Below are 16,350 nucleotides of genomic sequence, written 5' to 3' on the forward strand. Positions count from 1 at the left end.
CCCTAGCGCCCGTGAACCGCATCCGACAGGCGCTCGAGGGCGGTGTCGAGCGTCTGATCCTTCTTGGCGAAACAGAACCGCACCACCGAGGTGACCGGCTCTTCCTCATAGAACGCCGACACCGGGATCGCCGCGACCTTGTAGTCGGTGACGATGCGTTTGCAGAACGCCTCGTCGGTTTCGTTGAGGCCGAGCGGCGAGAGATCGACGGTGAGGAAATAGGTGCCCTGCGAGCGGATCACCGGAAAGCCGATGCTGGACAGCCCCTGCGCCAGCCGGTCGCGGCTGCGGGCCAGGTCCGTGCGCATCTGCAGGAAGTAATCGTCGCTCTTGCCGAGGCCGTAGGCGACGGCCGCCTGCAGGTTCGGTGCCGTGGTGAACGCCAGGAACTGGTGCACCTTGGCGGCAACGCGCAGCAACTTCGGTGCGGCACAGACGAAGCCGACCTTCCAGCCGGTGAGCGAAAAGATCTTACCGGCAGATCCGATCTTGATGGTGCGGTCACGCATCCCGGGGATGGTGATCAGCGGGATGTGGCTGAGGCCGTCGAACGTGACGTGCTCCCACACCTCGTCGCAGATCGCCACCGCATCGAACTCCTGGCAGAACCGTGCCAACAATTCGAGGTCTTCGCGCGGATACACCACCGCGGCCGGGTTCAGCGGGTTGTTGAAGACGATCGCCTTGGTCTTGGCGTTGAACACACGCCGCAGCGACTCTTCGGTGATGCGCCAATGCGGCGGTTCGAGACGAACGAGTCGCGGAATGCCGCCAGCCTGCCGGATGATCGGCAGATACGAGTCATACACCGGCTGGAACACGATCACTTCGTCGCCGGGTTCGACCACCGACAGGATTGCACTCGCCAGCGCTTCGGTCGCGCCGGAGGTCACCATCACCTCCGTCATCGGATCGAGCTGGACGCCGTGCCAGTGCGCATAGTGGGTCGAAATCGCCTGCCGCAGCTCCGGCAGCCCCATCATCGACGGGTACTGGTTGTAGCCGTTGAGAACGGCATCCGCGGCGGTGCGACGGATATCCTCCGGCCCCGGATCGTCGGGAAAGCCTTGTCCCAGATTGATCGCGTCGTTGTCGCGCGCGAGCTGCGACATCGCCTCGAACACGGTGACCGGGAGATCGGCGAAGACCTTGTTGCTCATCGGATGGCGGTCATCGTACGGATCAACGGCCCGGCTTGGTCGGCAGACCGGCCGCCTTCCAGCCGAGGATGCCACCGGCGAGGTGCCTGGTGTAGGCGAGACCCGCGGCCTGGGCGGCCATCGACGCCGTCACCGAGCGCTTGCCGGAACGGCAAGCGAACACGACCTGCTTGCCGGCCGGATCGGGGATCGCCTTAGGGTCGAAGGTCGAGAGCGGAACAACCACGGCGTCCGGATAGGCTTCGGCGGCGACCTCGTTCGGCTCGCGAACGTCCACCAGCAGATAGCGCCCGTCGGCGATGCCCTGAGCGACCTCTTGCGGCGTCAAATCTTCAACCTGGCCTGCCACTTTCTTCTCTCCCGCGATCGCACTGCCCGGATCCATGAGCGCAACAACGAGAACGAGGCTCGGCCATTGCGGCGCCAAGGTTGCGCCTAGCGCGAGGAAAATCAAGCTTCTCAACGAGATCATCGGCATGTTTGCTGGATAGGCGCAGCGGGCCGCGAAAGCACTGCCGCTTTTGGTCGAAGCCGGTCGCCCTGCCCTCGCGGCCGGCAGCTAGATGGTGACCTGGGCACCGACCTCGACGACCCGGCCGGTCGGGATCTGGAAGTAGTCGGTGGCGTCGTTGGCCGACTTGGCGAGAGCGACGAACAGCTTCGTCTGCCACCGCCACATCCCGGATTGCGCGGCCGGCTTCAGCGAGCGCCGCGATACGAAGAACGAGGTCGACATGATGTCGAACTCCCAGCCAAGCTTGCGCGCCAGCACCAGCGCCTTCGGCACGTTCGGCGTCTCCATGAAGCCGAACCGCAACGCCACCTTGCTGAACTTCTCGCTGACCTTCACCAGCCTGATCCGGTCGGCCGCGTCGACCCGCGGAGTGTGAACGGTCTCGATCGTCAGGATCACATTGTGCTCGTGCAGCACCTTGTTGTGCTTGAGATTGTGCAGCAGCGCCGGCGGGACGAATTCGGCATCAGCGGTCAGAAACACCGCGGTGCCCTTGACGATGTGCGGCGGGTGTTTCTCCAGGCTGCCGATCAGATCGTCGAGCGGCACCTCGGCCCGGCGCGACTTGATCATCAGCAGCGCGACGCCGCGCCGCCACGTCCAGATCACCACCGCCATCGACAGGCCGAACAGCAGCGGCACCCAGGCGCCGTCGAGCAGCTTCAGCAGATTGGCGCTGAAGAACATCGCATCGACCAGCACCAGCGGCACGATCACCAGCGCCGCAGCTGGCCAGCTCCAGCGCCACAGCTTCCAGATCACCACGAAGCCCATGATGCCGTCGACCACCATCGTGGTGGAGACCGCGATGCCATAGGCAGAGGCGAGCCGGCTCGAGGTCTGAAACAGCAGCACCAGCAGCAAGACGCCGATCAGCAGCAACGCGTTGACACGCGGCAGGTAAATCTGACCGGCATTGGTCTCGGAGGTGTAGCGCACCTCGAACCGCGGCAGCAGCCCGAGCTGCACCGCCTGGCTGATCAGCGAGAATGCGCCGGTGATCACCGCCTGGCTGGCGATCACGGTCGCTGCGGTCGCCATCAGCGTCAGCGGCAGCACCAGCGCCTCGGGCACCATCTTGTAGAACGGATTTTCCAACGCAGCCGGATTCGACAGTACCAGCGCGCCCTGCCCGAAGTAATTGATCAGCAACGCCGGCAGCACGAAACCAAGCCAGGCAGTCTGGATCGGGCGGCGGCCGAAATGGCCGAGATCGGCGTACAGCGCCTCGCCGCCGGTGACCGCCAGAAACACCGCGCCCAGCGTCACCAGTCCGATGGTGCCGTGGCTGGCGAGGAATTGCGCCGCGTACCATGGGTTGATGGCGGCCAGCACTGACGGATCGTCCATGATGTGCATCGCGCCCATCGCCGCCAGCGTGGCGAACCACACCAGCATCACCGGGCCGAAGAACCGCGCGACAATCGCGGTGCCATGGCTCTGCACGCCGAACAGCAGCACCAGGACCAGCACCGTCAGCGGCACGACGTAGTGTTCGAGTGCGGGAGCCGCGATCTTCAGGCCCTCGATCGCTGACAGCACTGAGATCGCCGGCGTGATCATCGAATCGCCGATGAACATCGAGGCGCCGATCACGCCGAGCACCAGGAGAAACAGACTGCGGCGCCCGAGCGCGCGGCGGCCGAGCGCCATCAGCGACAGCGTGCCACCCTCGCCGTTGTTATCGGCGCGCAGCAGCAACAGCACGTACTTGGCGGTGACGACGATCAGCAGCGCCCACAGGATCAGCGACAGCACCCCGAGCACCAGCACCCGGCTGGCCGGTGCGCCGCCAGCCGCGCCGGCGACCGCCTCGCGGAATGCGTACAAGGGAGATGTGCCGATATCGCCGAAAACAACGCCGATCCCGCCGAGCGTGAGCGCCCAAAAGCTGGTTTGTTCAGGCGCTTCGGTGGTTGCCGCGCTGAGGGCCATGGCTGCCGTAGAACGCTCGATCGCTGGATTTGATCCAAGAGCCGCGACGCCACGCCGGCAAGCCTTTCAAAGATAGCGCGCCTGCCGGCGAGACGTGCCTCAGGCTAGCGGGCCGACCGCGACCGATGCAACCACGGGATGCCGAATACCGAACCCATCGGATTCGGATGACACGCGATGAAGCGGAGGTCTGGCCTGCAGTCGAGGTGGCCGCCACAAGCGGCCGAGCAAAACGCTTACGGCTTCATGCCGGGCGGCAGCGCCGGGCTCTCGCGCATCAGCGTGATGGTCACGCGGCGATTGGCGGCGATCGACGGATCGTCGGGAAACAGCGGCTGGCTGTCGGCTTTGCCGGTCACGGCGAAGATGTGCGAACCGGGCAGCCCTTCCCGCTCCAGGATCTGGCGCACCGAATTGGCGCGGTCCGACGACAGGTCCCAGCCGTTATAGTCGCTGCGCTCCGGCATCAGACCGGACGAGGTATGGCCCACAATGGTGACCCGCAGCGGCGTTGCGCGCAGCGGCACCGCAAGCCGCTGCAGCAGCAAACGGGTGCGTTCGAACGGCACCTTGGAGCCGTCGGCGAACATCGAACGGCCGTCCTGATCCATGATCTCGAGGTTGAGACCCTGCTTGGTCTCCTCGAACATGATGTTCTTCGACAGCTCGGAGATCTCCGGCATGTTCTGCAGCGCCTGCCGCAGCGACGCCGAGGCGAGCGCGAATTCGCGGTCCTCTTTGGTATTGATGCCTTCGTCGCGCGTCACCTCGCCCGGTGACGGCTTCGCGGTCGACAGCTCCGGATTGACGTGCTCGGTGTTCTTGACCTTGCCCCGGGTCGGTAGACCGTCGTTCTCGATGATGCCGGAGTAGCGCGCGTCGTTCTGCACGCCGAACGCCTCGCGCATCGAGCCGGCGACGATCATCAGCTTGGCTTTGTCCTGGGTCGAAAACGCGACGAGCATCACGAAGAAGCTCATCAGCAGGCCCATCAGGTCGGCGAACGTGACGAACCAGCCGTGGCCACCGGCATGCTCTTCGGCTTTCTTCTTTTTGGCCATGGCGCCTTCCGACGATCGACTGAGGTCGGGTTAAGCCGGGACCGCTTCGTCTTCTTCCGAACGGTGCTTCTCGGGCAGGTAAGCCAGCAGCATTTCACGCACCAGCGCCGGGCTCTTGGAGTCACGGATCATCAGGATGCCGTCGATGATCAGCGTGCGGTTGGTTTCTTCGTCGATCTTCTTGGTGTGCAGCTTGTCGGCGATCGGCAGACAGAACAGGTTCGCCACCAGAGCGCCGTACAGCGTCGCCAGAAGCGCGGTCGCCATGAACGGCCCCAGCTTCGACGGGTCGGACATGTTGGAGAACATCTGCACCATGCCGATCAGCGTGCCGATCATGCCGAACGCCGGTGCGCAGTCGCCGATCGCGCGGTAGATCTTGCTGCCCTCGTCGAGGTGCATCAGGAAGTTATCGCGGTCGCGCTCGAGGTTATCGCGGATGAATTCGATGTCGTAACCGTCGGCCACGTAGCGAATGCCCTTGGCCAGAAACGGATCTTCGGCCTCGACCTTTTCCAGGCCGACGGGGCCGGACTTGCGGGCGATCTCGGCGATGCTGGCGAGCTCATCGACCAGATCACGCGCCGACAGCCGGCTCATCGTGAAGGCGAATTTGGCGCCGAGCGGCAGGCCGTGCAGGATCACGTTGAGCGGGAAGCGGATCATCGTGGCGGTCAACGAACCGCCGAAGATGATGATCATGGCATGTTCGGAGATGAACATATGGACGTCGCCGCCCATCAGCATCATCACGGCAATGACTGCGATGCCGCCGACCAGGCCGGCTGACGTCATGATGTCCATTATTCACTCCGACGCGCACACACCAGCCGCGCGGCGCGAGCCGTCGGCACTGATCGTTCTGAGCAGCGGTTCCGAAACTATGCATTCGCCATTAAAGACGGGTAAAGTATTCGGCGCTGCGCGATCGCTGATGCGGCGAGCAACCCCGTAATATTACCAAGCATCTGTCTTCTGGGCGCGCCGCCGCGGCGGTGACAGCCGCGGTCGAGCGTCCTCGCCCGAACTCAGTGAATCTCCGAGGCCTTCGCGAGCGCCTGCTTCAGCTTGTCGAGGGAGAACTCGGCGCTGCGGGCGACTTCCAGAATCGGGACCTCGCGCCGGCCGCAGAGTTCGGCCGCCTCCGGCAATTGCGCGGCCAAATGGTGCGGGATCACCACCGCGCCATGACTGTCGGCATGAATCAGGTCGCCATCGCACACCGTCATGCCGGCCACCCGGATCTCGGCGCCGAAGCCGGTGACGTGAACGTGAGCATGCGAGGGGCCGATCGAGCCGGCCAGCGCCTGGAAGCCCGGCGCCCATTGCGGCACGTCGCGGATCGAGCCGTCGGTGATCACGCCGAGGCAGCCGAGCGCCTTGTGCACGGCGCTGTTGACTTCGCCCCAGAACGCTCCGAACCCGGCATCCGGCCCGTCGATGTCCTGGATCACGCTGATGCGGGGGCCGGCGCCGGCGCCGACATATTCGTAATAGGCCATCTGCTTGGCCCTCCGCTCAGCCGGCGGCAGGCTGGACGGCACGGTGGCGCGGATGGTCGCGGTGCGGGCATAGCCGACGATCGGCGGAAGCTGCGGGAACGGGCAGACCAGCGGCCGGGTGGTGAAGCCGATCGCGCGCCGCTCGGGCGCGACCACTTCCATCGCATTGCAGATCGTGGGGGTGTCGTTGCGGGCCAGGGCTTCGAGCACGGCGGTCGGCACGGGACCGGAATCAGGTTGGCTCACGGGCGTCCTACAGCGTCGCCAGACCCGGCCGTCCGTTGGCGGCGGCCGTTCAACCCCGGCGACAGCCCCTGCCCTATAGCAAGTTTCAGAATACCGCCCAAGGGGCAGCGCGTGACGCCACTGACCGTCCTGCGGTCAGTTCAGCCGCGCCGGGCGGTCGTCGTCGCGCGGAACGGGATCGTTAACGACCAGGGTCGGCTTCTGCCCCGAAGGCGCGGCTTTGCCCTGCTGGGCTGTTGCGGCATTGCGCTGATGGTCGCGATACGACCGCCAGCCGACCGGCAGGCTGAGCAAATACAGCACCGAGCAGGCCGACAGGATGTGCCAGGGGTAGCCGATCAGCAGCGCGATGAACAACACCACCGAAACGAACAGCGGTAGCACCATCTCGGGCGCCACCCGCATCTTCACCGTCTTGCCGGAGAACACCGGCAGCCGCGACACCATCAGGAAGGCGATCAGCAGCGTGTAGACGGCGGTCAGCACCGCCGGCGGCGTCGGCGCGCCGAGGAAGCCCATATAGACCGGCAACAGCACGGTGATGGCGCCGGCCGGCGCCGGTACGCCGGTAAAGAAGTTGGCGGCGAACGCCGGCTTGTTGGGATCGTCCATGGTGGCGTTGAACCGCGCCAGCCGCAGGCCGCCGCTGATCGCGAACACCATGGCGGCGATCCAGCCGACATTGCTGAGGAAGTGCAGCTGCCAGAAGTACAGGATCAGGCCCGGCGCGACGCCGAAATTGACGAAATCCGCCAGGCTGTCGAGCTCGGCACCGAATTTCGACTGGCCCTTGATCATCCGGGCGACGCGGCCGTCGATCCCGTCGAGCACCGCCGCGAACACGATCGCCGCGACCGCCAGCTCCATCCGCCCCTCGGTCGCCAGCCGGATCGCCGTCAGGCCGGCGCAGATCGCCAGCAGGGTGATGACGTTCGGCACCAGCAGACGCACCGGAATCGGCCCGAACCGGCGACGCGGCGTCTCAGGGGAATTCAGATCGAAAGGCATCGGTTTCGCTCTCGTCTCGGAACCACCATCCTGCTCGGCCATCATGGCAACCTTCGGGCCGGCGGCCCCGATGTTAGTCGGTCCGGTACGTCCGTCCAGCGTCGCCGCCCTTGAGGTCGGCCAGGATGGTCTCGCCGGCGATCGCGGTCTGGCCTTCGGCGACCAGCGGCTTGGTGCCCTCGGGCAGATAGACGTCGAGCCGCGAGCCGAACCGGATCAGGCCGAAACGCTCGCCGGCGACCAGCGGCTGGCCCTCACGGACGAACGACACGATCCGGCGGGCGATCAGGCCGGCGATCTGGATCACGCCGATCTGGCCGTGCTCGGTCGACAGCACCATCGAATTGCGCTCGTTGTCTTCGCTGGCCTTGTCGAGCTCGGCGTTGATGAACTTGCCGGGCGAATACACGATCCGCTCGATCCGGCCTGCCACCGGGCTGCGATTCACGTGGCAGTTGAACACGCTCATGAAGATCGAGACGCGCGGCAGAGGCTTGGCGCCCAGCCCTAGCTCCGGCGGCGGGATGATGTCGACCACCATCGAGACGCGGCCATCGGCCGGCGACACCACCAGACCGTCGCGCACCGGGGTCGTCCGGGCCGGGTTACGGAAGAAATAGGCGCACCAGATCGTCAGCACGGTGCCGATCCAGCCGAGCGGCGACCAGATCCAGAACAGAATCAGCGTCACCAGCGCAAAGGCGCCGACGAACGGATAGCCCTCCCGATGGATCGGCGGGATCTGGGCGCGAACGGAATTGACGATGGACATCGGACGTCCCCTAACTTCGAAAGCCTGTTGCGTGGCGCTGCAACACGATTACTCCGCCGCCGCCGAAGTTGCCAGATCGTCGTCGATTTCCGGCTTACGAACCGGTGAATCATCGTCGCCGATCAGCGCCAGCCGCTCGCGCGCCTCTTCGGCCTCGCGCTGCCTGTTCCACATGCTGGCGTAAAGCCCGCCAGCGGCCAACAGCTGCGCATGCGTGCCGCGTTCGGCGATCCGGCCCTGATCGAGCACGATAATCTCATCGGCTCCGACGATGGTCGAAAGCCGGTGCGCGATCACCAGCGAGGTGCGGTTTTGTGCCACACGCTCCAGGGCGCCCTGGATTTCATGTTCGGTGTGGCTGTCGAGCGCCGAGGTCGCCTCGTCGAGCACGAGAATCGGCGGGGCCTTGAGAACCGTTCGCGCAATCGCCACCCGCTGCTTCTCACCGCCCGAGAGCTTCAGCCCGCGCTCGCCGACTTCGGTGTCGTAGCCCTTCGGCGATGCCTTGATGAAGGCGTCGATCTGCGCGGTCCTGGCCGCCTCCTCCACCTCGGCGTCGGTGGCGTCCCAGCGGCCGTAGCGGATGTTGTAGCGGATGGTGTCGTTGAACAGCACGGTATCCTGCGGCACCATGCCGATCGCCGCGCGCAGCGAGGTCTGGGTGACGCTGCGGATGTCCTGACCGTCGATCAGGATGCGGCCGCCCGAGACGTCGTACAGCCGGAACAGCAGCCGCGAGATCGTCGACTTGCCGGCGCCCGACGGGCCGACGATCGCCACCGTCTTGCCGGCCGGGACTTCGAAATTGAGGCCCTTCAGGATCGGCCGCGCCGGATCATAAGCGAACTTCACGTCCTCGAACCGCACGGTGCCGGCTTCGACCGCCAGCGGCTTGGCGCCGGCGCGATCCTCGACCTCCGGCTTGCGCGACAGCACCGCGAACATCTTCTCGATGTCGATGATCGCCTGCTTGATCTCGCGATACACCATGCCCATGAAGTTCAGCGGCTGATACAGCTGAATCATCATCGCATTGATCATCACGAAGTCGCCGACGGTGTTGGTGCCGTTGCGGACGCCCGAGGCGCACATCAGCATCGTCGCGGTCAGGCCGAAGGTGAAGATCACCGCCTGCCCGGCATTGAGGACCGCCAATGAGGTGTAGGTTGCGACGCTGGCGTCCTCGTAGTGCCGCATCGACTTGTCGTAGCGGTTCGCCTCGCGCTCCTCGGCGCCGAAATACTTCACCGTCTCGTAGTTGAGCAGCGAGTCGATCGCCTTCTGGTTGGCGTCGCTGTCGGAATCGTTCATGCGGCGGCGGATGCCGATCCGCCACTCGGTCGCCTTGTAGGTGTACAGCATGTAGAACACCACGGTGACCATCACGACCGCGACGTAGCGCCAGTCGAACTGCCACAGCAGCACCGCCATCACCAGCGACAGCTCGATGATCGTCGGCACCAGCTGCAGGATCACCATCCTGACGATCACTTCGATGCCGAGCCGGCCGCGCTCCAGCACGCGGGTCAGACCGCCGGTCTTGCGCTCGAGGTGAAACCGCAGCGACAGATCGTGCATGTGCACGAAAGTCCGGTACGCCAGCTTGCGCACCGCGTGCATCGCGACCTTGGCGAAGATGCCATCACGCCATTGCGTCAGCACCGCCATCAAGGCACGGACCAGGCCGTAGCTCGCAGTCAGCGCCAGCGGCGACGCGATCAGCCACAGCGTCCAGTTCGACGGCTCGATCGGTGCGGTATCGGCACCGGTGAGCGCGTCGGTCGCCCATTTGAAGGTGAACGGGACGATCAGCGTCGCCGCCTTGGCGGCGATCAGCAGCACGATCGACCACACCACCCGCATCTTCAGATCGGACCGGTCACCGGGCCAGATATACGGCCACAGATGCATCAGGGTGCCGCCGAGCGTCGCTTTCTGTGCGATCTTGTCTTCTGGAATCGCGACAGGAGAGCCGCTGCTCGAATGCGAGTGTGGGTGAGCCATCAAAGCTGCCTGAAAAGGTCCGCAGAGCCGAATCCATGCTCGCGAACGACATCGTCCATCGGGTCCGCCTTCATATAGTGTTTCGTTCCCGCCGTGCACCCTGAGATGCGATTCTTTGCGTCATAACAGACTGTTGCAACGGCATGGCGGTGGTCGTCTTGACGCTGTCATCCCGCGGTGCCACATCCGCCACCATGAGCAAGATCAAGACCGTCTGCGTCTATTGCGGCTCCGGCCCCGGCAGTAACCCCCGATTTCTCGAAGCGGCGACAGCGTTCGGCAAGGAACTCGCCGAGCACGGCGTCGGGCTGGTTTACGGCGGCGGCGCGATCGGTCTGATGGGCGCGGTGGCCAACGCAGTCCTCGATCACGGCGGTACGGTCACCGGCATCATTCCCGGCTTTCTCAGCTCTAAAGAGATCGCGCTCGACCGCGTCTCGGAGCTGATCGTCACCGAGGACATGCACGAGCGGAAGCGGCTGATGTTCGAGCGCTCGGACGCCTTCGTAGCATTACCAGGCGGCATCGGAACGCTCGAAGAACTCGTCGAGCAGATGACTTGGCAACAGCTCGGCCGTCACACCAAGCCGATCCTGATCGCTGACATCGACGGCTTCTGGCAGCCGTTGCTCGAACTGCTGGCGCATATGCGAACCACCGCCTTCATCCGCCCCAACCTCGCGGTCGAGATACTGAAGGCCGACAGGGTCGAAGACATCCTGCCGAAGCTGCAAGCCGCCTCGGCGCCGCAGCCCACGCGTGCGATGCCGCCCGAGATTGCCGATCGGCTCTAGCTTTCGCACTGCTGTTTTGAGCCGTTGCTAACCATAGCCGCAGCCGTTCACGCTGCCGGTGCGCGCAAGGCGATCATTCGCTTCGTCTGATAAACCTTCACGATCTAAGTGGTAGGCCCGAGTTGAGGCGGCGCAGGGTCGCGCCTAGCGTCGCACCGCAACAAACCTCGAGTCGAGTCTGCCATGTCTCATTCCCGCGGCCGCGCCGCCAAGACCCTCGCTGTTCTCGCCGCGTCCGCGCTGGTCGTGATCGGAGGCGCGGCGCTCTGGATCATCCAGCCGCCCGCCGTCGACGCCAAGCTCAAGGCGCTCGACGCCAAGGCCGATCCCGACTTGATCAAGCGTGGCGAGTACATCGCGCGCGCCGGCGACTGCGTCGCCTGTCACACCGCGCCAGGCGGCACGCCAATGGCCGGCGGCTTGAAACTCGACACACCGTTCGGCAGCCTGTGGTCGACCAACATCACGCCCGATCGCGCGACCGGAATCGGCAGCTGGTCGTTCGGCGAGTTCGACCGCGCGATGCGCAAGGGCGTCGCGGCGGATGGCCACAATCTGTATCCGGCGATGCCGTATCCGTCCTACGCCAAGATCAGCAGCGACGACATGGTGGCGCTGTGGGCGTATCTGACCCAGGGCCTCGCGCCGGTCGCGCAGGCCAATCGCGCGCCGGAGATGAGCTTCCCGTTCAACATGCGGATCGGGCTGGCGTTCTGGAACGTCGTCTTCCTCGATGTGTCGCCGTTCAAGCCGGAGCCGAACCAGGACGCGGTGTGGAATCGCGGCGCCTATCTGGTGCAGGGCCTCGGTCATTGCGGCGCCTGCCACACCCCGCGCGGCATCGCCTTCCAGGAAAAGGCGATGAGCGATGCCGGGGCGAACGGCCGCGACTATCTCGCCGGCGCCAAGGTCGAACACTGGAATGCGCTGAACCTGCGCGGACTGTGGACCGTGCCTGACACCGTGCAAATGCTGAAGACCGGCCAGAACCGTTTCGCCACGGCGGCCGGCGGCATGACCGACGTGATCCGGCATTCAACCCAGCACATGACCGATCAGGATCTCACCGCGATCGCCACTTACCTGAAGGCGCTGCCGACCGATCGGCCGACGCCCGCGGCCGCCGTGGCTAAAGTGCCGGCGTCGACCTACTCCACGGCCGGCGGCCTCGGTTACACGCAGTTCTGCGCCGACTGCCATCGCGCCGACGGCGCCGGTGTCCCGGGCGTATTCCCGCCGCTCGCGGGCAACCCGACGATCGCCGCCAAGGATCCGGCGACGCTGGTGCACATCACCCTCACCGGCTGGGAGACGACAGCGACCACCGCGCATCCGCGGGTGTGGACGATGCCGTCGTTTGCACGCCTGAATGATCGCGAGATCGCCGACATCCTCAGCTTCGTGCGCGCCAATTGGGGCGGCAACGCCAGCGCTGTCACCGCCGAGCAGATCACGGCAGCTCGCGCCGCGCTCGATCCCAAGATCGATAGCTCGCGGTTCGAGACGCCGCGGATCGCCGATATCCTGTCGCAACCGAACGCCGAGCAGCTGGTGCGCGGCATGCGGCTGAACGCCGAAACCCACACGCTGCTGCCGAACAATGTCGGCAACGACCTGAATTGCAGCTCGTGTCACCTCAACGCCGGCACCGTCGCCGACGGCAGCCCCTATGTCGGTGTCGCGGCGTTCTTCCCCAGCTACGCGCCGCGCGCCGGCCGCGTCATCACGCTGGAGGACCGCATTAATGGCTGCTTCCTACGTTCGATGAACGGCAAGCCGCTGCCGGTCGACGGTCCCGACATGAAGGCGATGGTGGCGTATTTCGACTGGATGCAAGGCTCGACCAAGCCGGAAGACAAGGTCGCCGGCCGCGGCGTCGGCAAGGTCGATCAGTCGCTGCTGCCGAACCTCGACCACGGCAAGGAGATCTACACGGCGCGCTGCGCGGTGTGTCACGGCGACAACGGCGAAGGGCTGAAGGACGCCGCCGGCCGCGTGGTGTATCCGCCGCTGTGGGGACCGCGCTCGTTCAACATCGGCGCCGGCATGGCGCGGACCTACACGGCGGCAGCCTTCGTCAAGCGCAACATGCCGATCGCGAGCCACAACAAATTCCCGCTCGGCCAGGGTGAGCTGTCCGATCAGGAAGCCGTCGATGTCGCGGCGTACTTCACCCAGATGGAACGGCCGGACTTCCCCGGCAAGGTGAAGGACTGGCCGAAGGACCCGAAGCCGAAGGACGCGCGCTACTGATCGCGGCGACGCAACGGCCTCCCATCAACGTCCCCCGGCCACCGGGCCGGGGTCGAAGATCTTGCCGGGGTTGAGAATGCCCTTGGGATCGAGCGCCTGTTTCAGCGTCCGCATCAGCGCGATCTCGTTGGCGCTGCGGCTGACGTAGAGATACGGCTTCTTTTCCAGGCCGATGCCGTGCTCGGCCGACACCGAGCCGTTGCAGGCGGCAAGCGGCCGATACACCAAGGCTTCCACCTTGGGCCGCAGCGCCAGATACTCCATCGGCTTGACCTGCACGACGACATGCAGATTGCCGTCGCCGAGATGGCCGAAGATCCACAGCCGGTGCTCGCCGATCTCGCTTTCCAGCATCTCCCGAAGCGTTTCGGCATAGCCCTCCATCGCTGCGATCGGCAGCGAAACGTCGAACACGATCGGCAGGCCGCCTTGCAGCACCTGACCGACATCGTCGCGCAGCGCCCAGAACGAGCGGCAATCCTCGTCCGACTGAGCGATCGCCGCATCCGCGATCAGGCCGGATTCCAGCGCGGCCTCCATCGCCGCGGTGAAACGCTGGCTGTCGAGGTCGAGATCGGAGCCCTGGCTCTCGACCAGCACGTAGTAAGCGTGGTCCTGCCCGATCGGCGGCCGCCCCTTGGCTGGCGGCCTGGTGACCAGTCGATAGAACGATTGCCACATCACCTCGTACGCCGACAGCGTGCCGCCAAGCGCGCGGTCGCAGTGCTTCAGGAACTTCGCCACCGCATCGAAGCTGTCGAGGCCGACGAACGCCATGTTGGTGGCGAGCGGCTTTTCGCGCAGCCGCAGCACCAGCCGCGTGATGACGCCGAGCGTACCTTCCGAGCCGATGAACAGCTGCTTGAGGTCGTAGCCGGCGTTGTTCTTGATCAGATGATTGAGCGACGACAGCACGGTGCCGTCGGCGAGCACCACTTCAAGACCGAGGATCATCTCGCGCGTCATGCCGTAGCGGATCACACGGTTGCCGCCCGCGTTGGTGGCGGCATTGCCGCCGAGCGTGGCGGTGCCGCGCGAGCCGAGATCGAGCGGAAACGCCAGATCGTGCTTGTCGACCTCTTCCTGCAGCGCCTGCAGCGGCACGCCGGCCTGAACTACGGCAGTGCGCTGCTTCGGGTCGATCTCCTCGATCGTGCGCATCCGCTCCAGCGACAGGATCACTTCGCTGGGTTCGGCATCGGCGCCATGCACGAGGCCGGTCAAGCCGCCATGGGTGACGACGTGAACGCCATTGGCATGGCACCAGCGCAGGATCTCGGACACCTGCTGGGTCGAGGTCGGTCGCACCAGCGCCGCGGCCTTCAACGTATCGAACCGATAGGTGCCGGCGGAGCGCTTCGACAGCTCGGCAGCCTCGAGCACGCCGCCGTCGCCGACGATGGTGCGGAGTGTGCCGACGATATCCAGGGTCATCGGCCGCTCCCTCAGATCAAGGCTTCGATCAGCCGCGGGCCGCGCTGACTCATCGCCGAAGCGTATTGCGCGGAGAATTCCTCGGCGGTGGTGGCGCGGCTGGCTTCGACGCCGAGACCTTCGGCGATCTTCATCCAGTTCATTTCCGGATTGTGCAGATCGAGCATCGACAGCGCATTGGCGCCGGCGCCGGAGGCACCGACCCGCTGCAGCTCGATGTTGAGGATCGCGTAGGACCGGTTGGCATAGATCACCACGGTGACGTCGAGCTTCTCGCGCGCCATCGTCCACAGCGCCTGCATCGTATAGGCGGCGCCGCCGTCGCCATGCGGACACACCACCTTGCGGTCGGGCGCCGCGATCGCCGCGCCGATGGCGAGCGGCAGCCCCTGCCCGATCGAGCCGCCGGTCAGCGGCAGATGAGTGTGCGGCCGCGCCTTCGGCAGGATCATCTGAAACGGCAGGCCGGAGGTGTTGGCCTCCTCAGCGTAGATCGCGTGGTCGGGCGTGAGATGCGCGATCGCCTGCGCGACGCCGAGCGAATTGAGCTTGCCCTTCGGCAGATCGGGCAACACCAGTTGCGTCCGTGCGGCGGGCTCGGCCGGCGCGTCGACCGCGGCGGCGAGATCCTTCACCGCCTGCGCGCCATCTTCATGCGGCTGCGCCAGATAATCGATCAGGCAACCTTCCGGCGCGCCCCAGCTCGGCTTGCCGGGATAGGCGAAGAACGACACCGGCGGCTTCGAGCCGACCAGGATCAGTTGCTCGACGTCTTTCAGGAACGCGGTGATCTGCTCCGAGAAATACGGAATGCGTTCGAGCGGCACGCGGCCGGCGCCGAGTTCGGTTTGCGGCGCGAAGGTGTCGCATAGCAGCCGGACGCCGGTCTTGGCGGCGACCCGGCCGGCCGCCCCCAGCGCCTCGCCGAGCAGCGCCTGACCGCGCAGCAGCAAGGCTGACTTCTTGCCGTTCGAGAGCAGCTTGGCGATCGCCTCGACGGTGTCGGCCGCAACCTTGGCCGGACCGATCTCCGGCAGCTTGTGCGCCGCGCGTGCGGCCGGATTCCAGGCGACGTCCGCCGGCATGATCAGCGTGGCGATGCCGCCCGGCGCCGCGCTAGCCGCCTGCACCGCGCGCGCCGTATCGCTCGCCACCGCTCCGGCGCTCTTGGACTCGTGGATCCAGCTCGACACCGGCCGGGCGAAGCCGGCGATGTCGGAGGTCAGCGGCGCGTCGTATTGCAGGTGGTAAGCGGCGTGGTCGCCGACGATGTTGACGATCGGCGTCGCGGCGCGGCGGGCGTTGTGCAGATTGGCAAGGCCATTGGCGAGGCCGGGGCCGAGATGCAGCAGGTTCACCGCCGGCTTGCCGGCGATCCGGCCGTAGCCATCGGCGGCGCCGGTGACCACGCCTTCGAACAGGCACAGCACAGGCCGCATCCCGCTGACCGAATCCAGCGCCGCGACGAAGTGCATTTCCGAGGTGCCAGGATTGGCGAAACATACTTCGACGCCGCAATTTACCAGCGTCTGAACGACCGATTGCGCCCCATTGATCCCGTCCACGAGCATTCCCCCTACGGCCGGCGTGAATCCGCCGGGCTACGACCTGTTTGGGGGATATGTTGTCAGCGCGGCGCGGCGATGACAACCGCGCTCAGGGCATTG

The 16,350-nt window shown here is 65.7% G+C and carries 12 protein-coding genes and 1 pseudogene; 2 read left to right on the top strand and 11 right to left on the bottom strand.

Annotated features, from left to right (window positions below):
• Window positions 1–2 precede the first annotated feature (2 nt).
• The 9 genes and pseudogenes from DY467_RS06010 to DY467_RS06050 all read right to left on the bottom strand — a co-directional run bounded on the left by DY467_RS06010 (window position 3) and on the right by DY467_RS06050 (window position 10,202).
• Complete coding sequence (locus tag DY467_RS06010) at window positions 3–1,160, bottom strand: aminotransferase (RefSeq protein WP_164634585.1); 1,158 nt, start codon at window positions 1,158–1,160, stop codon at window positions 3–5.
• A gap of 22 nt (window positions 1,161–1,182) precedes the next feature.
• Window positions 1,183–1,509 (bottom strand): rhodanese-like domain-containing protein, encoded by a 327-nt coding sequence (locus DY467_RS06015; protein WP_164634743.1) that lies wholly within the window; start codon window positions 1,507–1,509, stop codon window positions 1,183–1,185.
• 210 nt (window positions 1,510–1,719) lie between these two features.
• Complete coding sequence (locus tag DY467_RS06020) at window positions 1,720–3,609, bottom strand: potassium transporter Kup (RefSeq protein WP_164634587.1); 1,890 nt, start codon at window positions 3,607–3,609, stop codon at window positions 1,720–1,722.
• 236 nt (window positions 3,610–3,845) lie between these two features.
• On the bottom strand, window positions 3,846–4,670 hold the full coding sequence (locus tag DY467_RS06025; protein ID WP_011157565.1) for an OmpA/MotB family protein: 825 nt from the start codon (window positions 4,668–4,670) through the stop codon (window positions 3,846–3,848).
• Between the two features lie 30 nt (window positions 4,671–4,700).
• Entirely contained in the window at window positions 4,701–5,474 is a 774-nt protein-coding gene (locus DY467_RS06030; protein WP_107343961.1) for a motility protein A, read from the bottom strand.
• A 224-nt stretch (window positions 5,475–5,698) separates the two neighbouring features.
• Window positions 5,699–6,418, bottom strand: coding sequence for an RraA family protein (locus tag DY467_RS06035; protein ID WP_164634588.1), 720 nt, complete (start codon window positions 6,416–6,418; stop codon window positions 5,699–5,701).
• Between the two features lie 135 nt (window positions 6,419–6,553).
• Window positions 6,554–7,426 carry a CDP-diacylglycerol--serine O-phosphatidyltransferase gene (gene pssA, locus DY467_RS06040; protein ID WP_164634590.1) on the bottom strand — a complete coding sequence of 291 codons (873 nt, stop codon included), beginning with the start codon at window positions 7,424–7,426 and terminating at the stop codon, window positions 6,554–6,556.
• 73 nt (window positions 7,427–7,499) lie between these two features.
• Window positions 7,500–8,201 (bottom strand): annotated as a pseudogene (locus DY467_RS06045) (phosphatidylserine decarboxylase); the annotation flags it as partial.
• A 45-nt stretch (window positions 8,202–8,246) separates the two neighbouring features.
• Window positions 8,247–10,202, bottom strand: coding sequence for an ABCB family ABC transporter ATP-binding protein/permease (locus tag DY467_RS06050; RefSeq protein ID WP_164634591.1), 1,956 nt, complete (start codon window positions 10,200–10,202; stop codon window positions 8,247–8,249).
• Window positions 10,203–10,396: 194 nt separating this feature from the next.
• Between DY467_RS06050 and DY467_RS06055 the strand changes: the two genes are divergently transcribed.
• Both DY467_RS06055 and DY467_RS06060 read left to right on the top strand, forming a co-directional pair.
• Complete coding sequence (locus DY467_RS06055; protein WP_164634745.1) at window positions 10,397–10,996, top strand: LOG family protein; 600 nt, start codon at window positions 10,397–10,399, stop codon at window positions 10,994–10,996.
• 183 nt (window positions 10,997–11,179) lie between these two features.
• Complete coding sequence (locus DY467_RS06060) at window positions 11,180–13,249, top strand: c-type cytochrome (RefSeq protein ID WP_164634593.1); 2,070 nt, start codon at window positions 11,180–11,182, stop codon at window positions 13,247–13,249.
• Between the two features lie 24 nt (window positions 13,250–13,273).
• Here the strand turns inward: DY467_RS06060 and DY467_RS06065 are convergent, their stop codons facing one another.
• Together DY467_RS06065 and DY467_RS06070 are read right to left on the bottom strand one after the other, a co-directional pair.
• Entirely contained in the window at window positions 13,274–14,683 is a 1,410-nt protein-coding gene (locus tag DY467_RS06065) for an FAD-binding oxidoreductase (RefSeq protein WP_164634595.1), read from the bottom strand.
• A gap of 11 nt (window positions 14,684–14,694) precedes the next feature.
• Window positions 14,695–16,254: an acetolactate synthase large subunit gene (locus tag DY467_RS06070; protein ID WP_164634597.1), complete on the bottom strand. Its 1,560-nt coding sequence runs from the start codon at window positions 16,252–16,254 to the stop codon at window positions 14,695–14,697.
• Window positions 16,255–16,350 lie beyond the last annotated feature (96 nt).

It is taken from the genome of Rhodopseudomonas sp. BR0G17 (assembly GCF_010907025.1).
Taxonomy (GTDB): domain Bacteria; phylum Pseudomonadota; class Alphaproteobacteria; order Rhizobiales; family Xanthobacteraceae; genus Rhodopseudomonas; species Rhodopseudomonas palustris_H.

Bases quoted from the DNA above. Each gene is read 5' to 3' on its own strand.
- DY467_RS06050 (WP_164634591.1), bottom strand. From the start codon at position 10,202: ATGGCTCACCCACACTCGCATTCGAGCAGCGGCTCTCCTGTCGCGATT.
- DY467_RS06025 (WP_011157565.1), bottom strand. From the start codon at position 4,670: ATGGCCAAAAAGAAGAAAGCCGAAGAGCATGCCGGTGGCCACGGCTGG.
- DY467_RS06060 (WP_164634593.1), top strand. From the start codon at position 11,180: ATGTCTCATTCCCGCGGCCGCGCCGCCAAGACCCTCGCTGTTCTCGCC.
- pssA (WP_164634590.1), bottom strand. From the start codon at position 7,426: ATGCCTTTCGATCTGAATTCCCCTGAGACGCCGCGTCGCCGGTTCGGG.
- DY467_RS06020 (WP_164634587.1), bottom strand. From the start codon at position 3,609: ATGGCCCTCAGCGCGGCAACCACCGAAGCGCCTGAACAAACCAGCTTT.
- DY467_RS06070 (WP_164634597.1), bottom strand. From the start codon at position 16,254: ATGCTCGTGGACGGGATCAATGGGGCGCAATCGGTCGTTCAGACGCTG.
- DY467_RS06010 (WP_164634585.1), bottom strand. From the start codon at position 1,160: ATGAGCAACAAGGTCTTCGCCGATCTCCCGGTCACCGTGTTCGAGGCG.
- DY467_RS06065 (WP_164634595.1), bottom strand. From the start codon at position 14,683: ATGACCCTGGATATCGTCGGCACACTCCGCACCATCGTCGGCGACGGC.
- DY467_RS06030 (WP_107343961.1), bottom strand. From the start codon at position 5,474: ATGGACATCATGACGTCAGCCGGCCTGGTCGGCGGCATCGCAGTCATT.
- DY467_RS06055 (WP_164634745.1), top strand. From the start codon at position 10,397: ATGAGCAAGATCAAGACCGTCTGCGTCTATTGCGGCTCCGGCCCCGGC.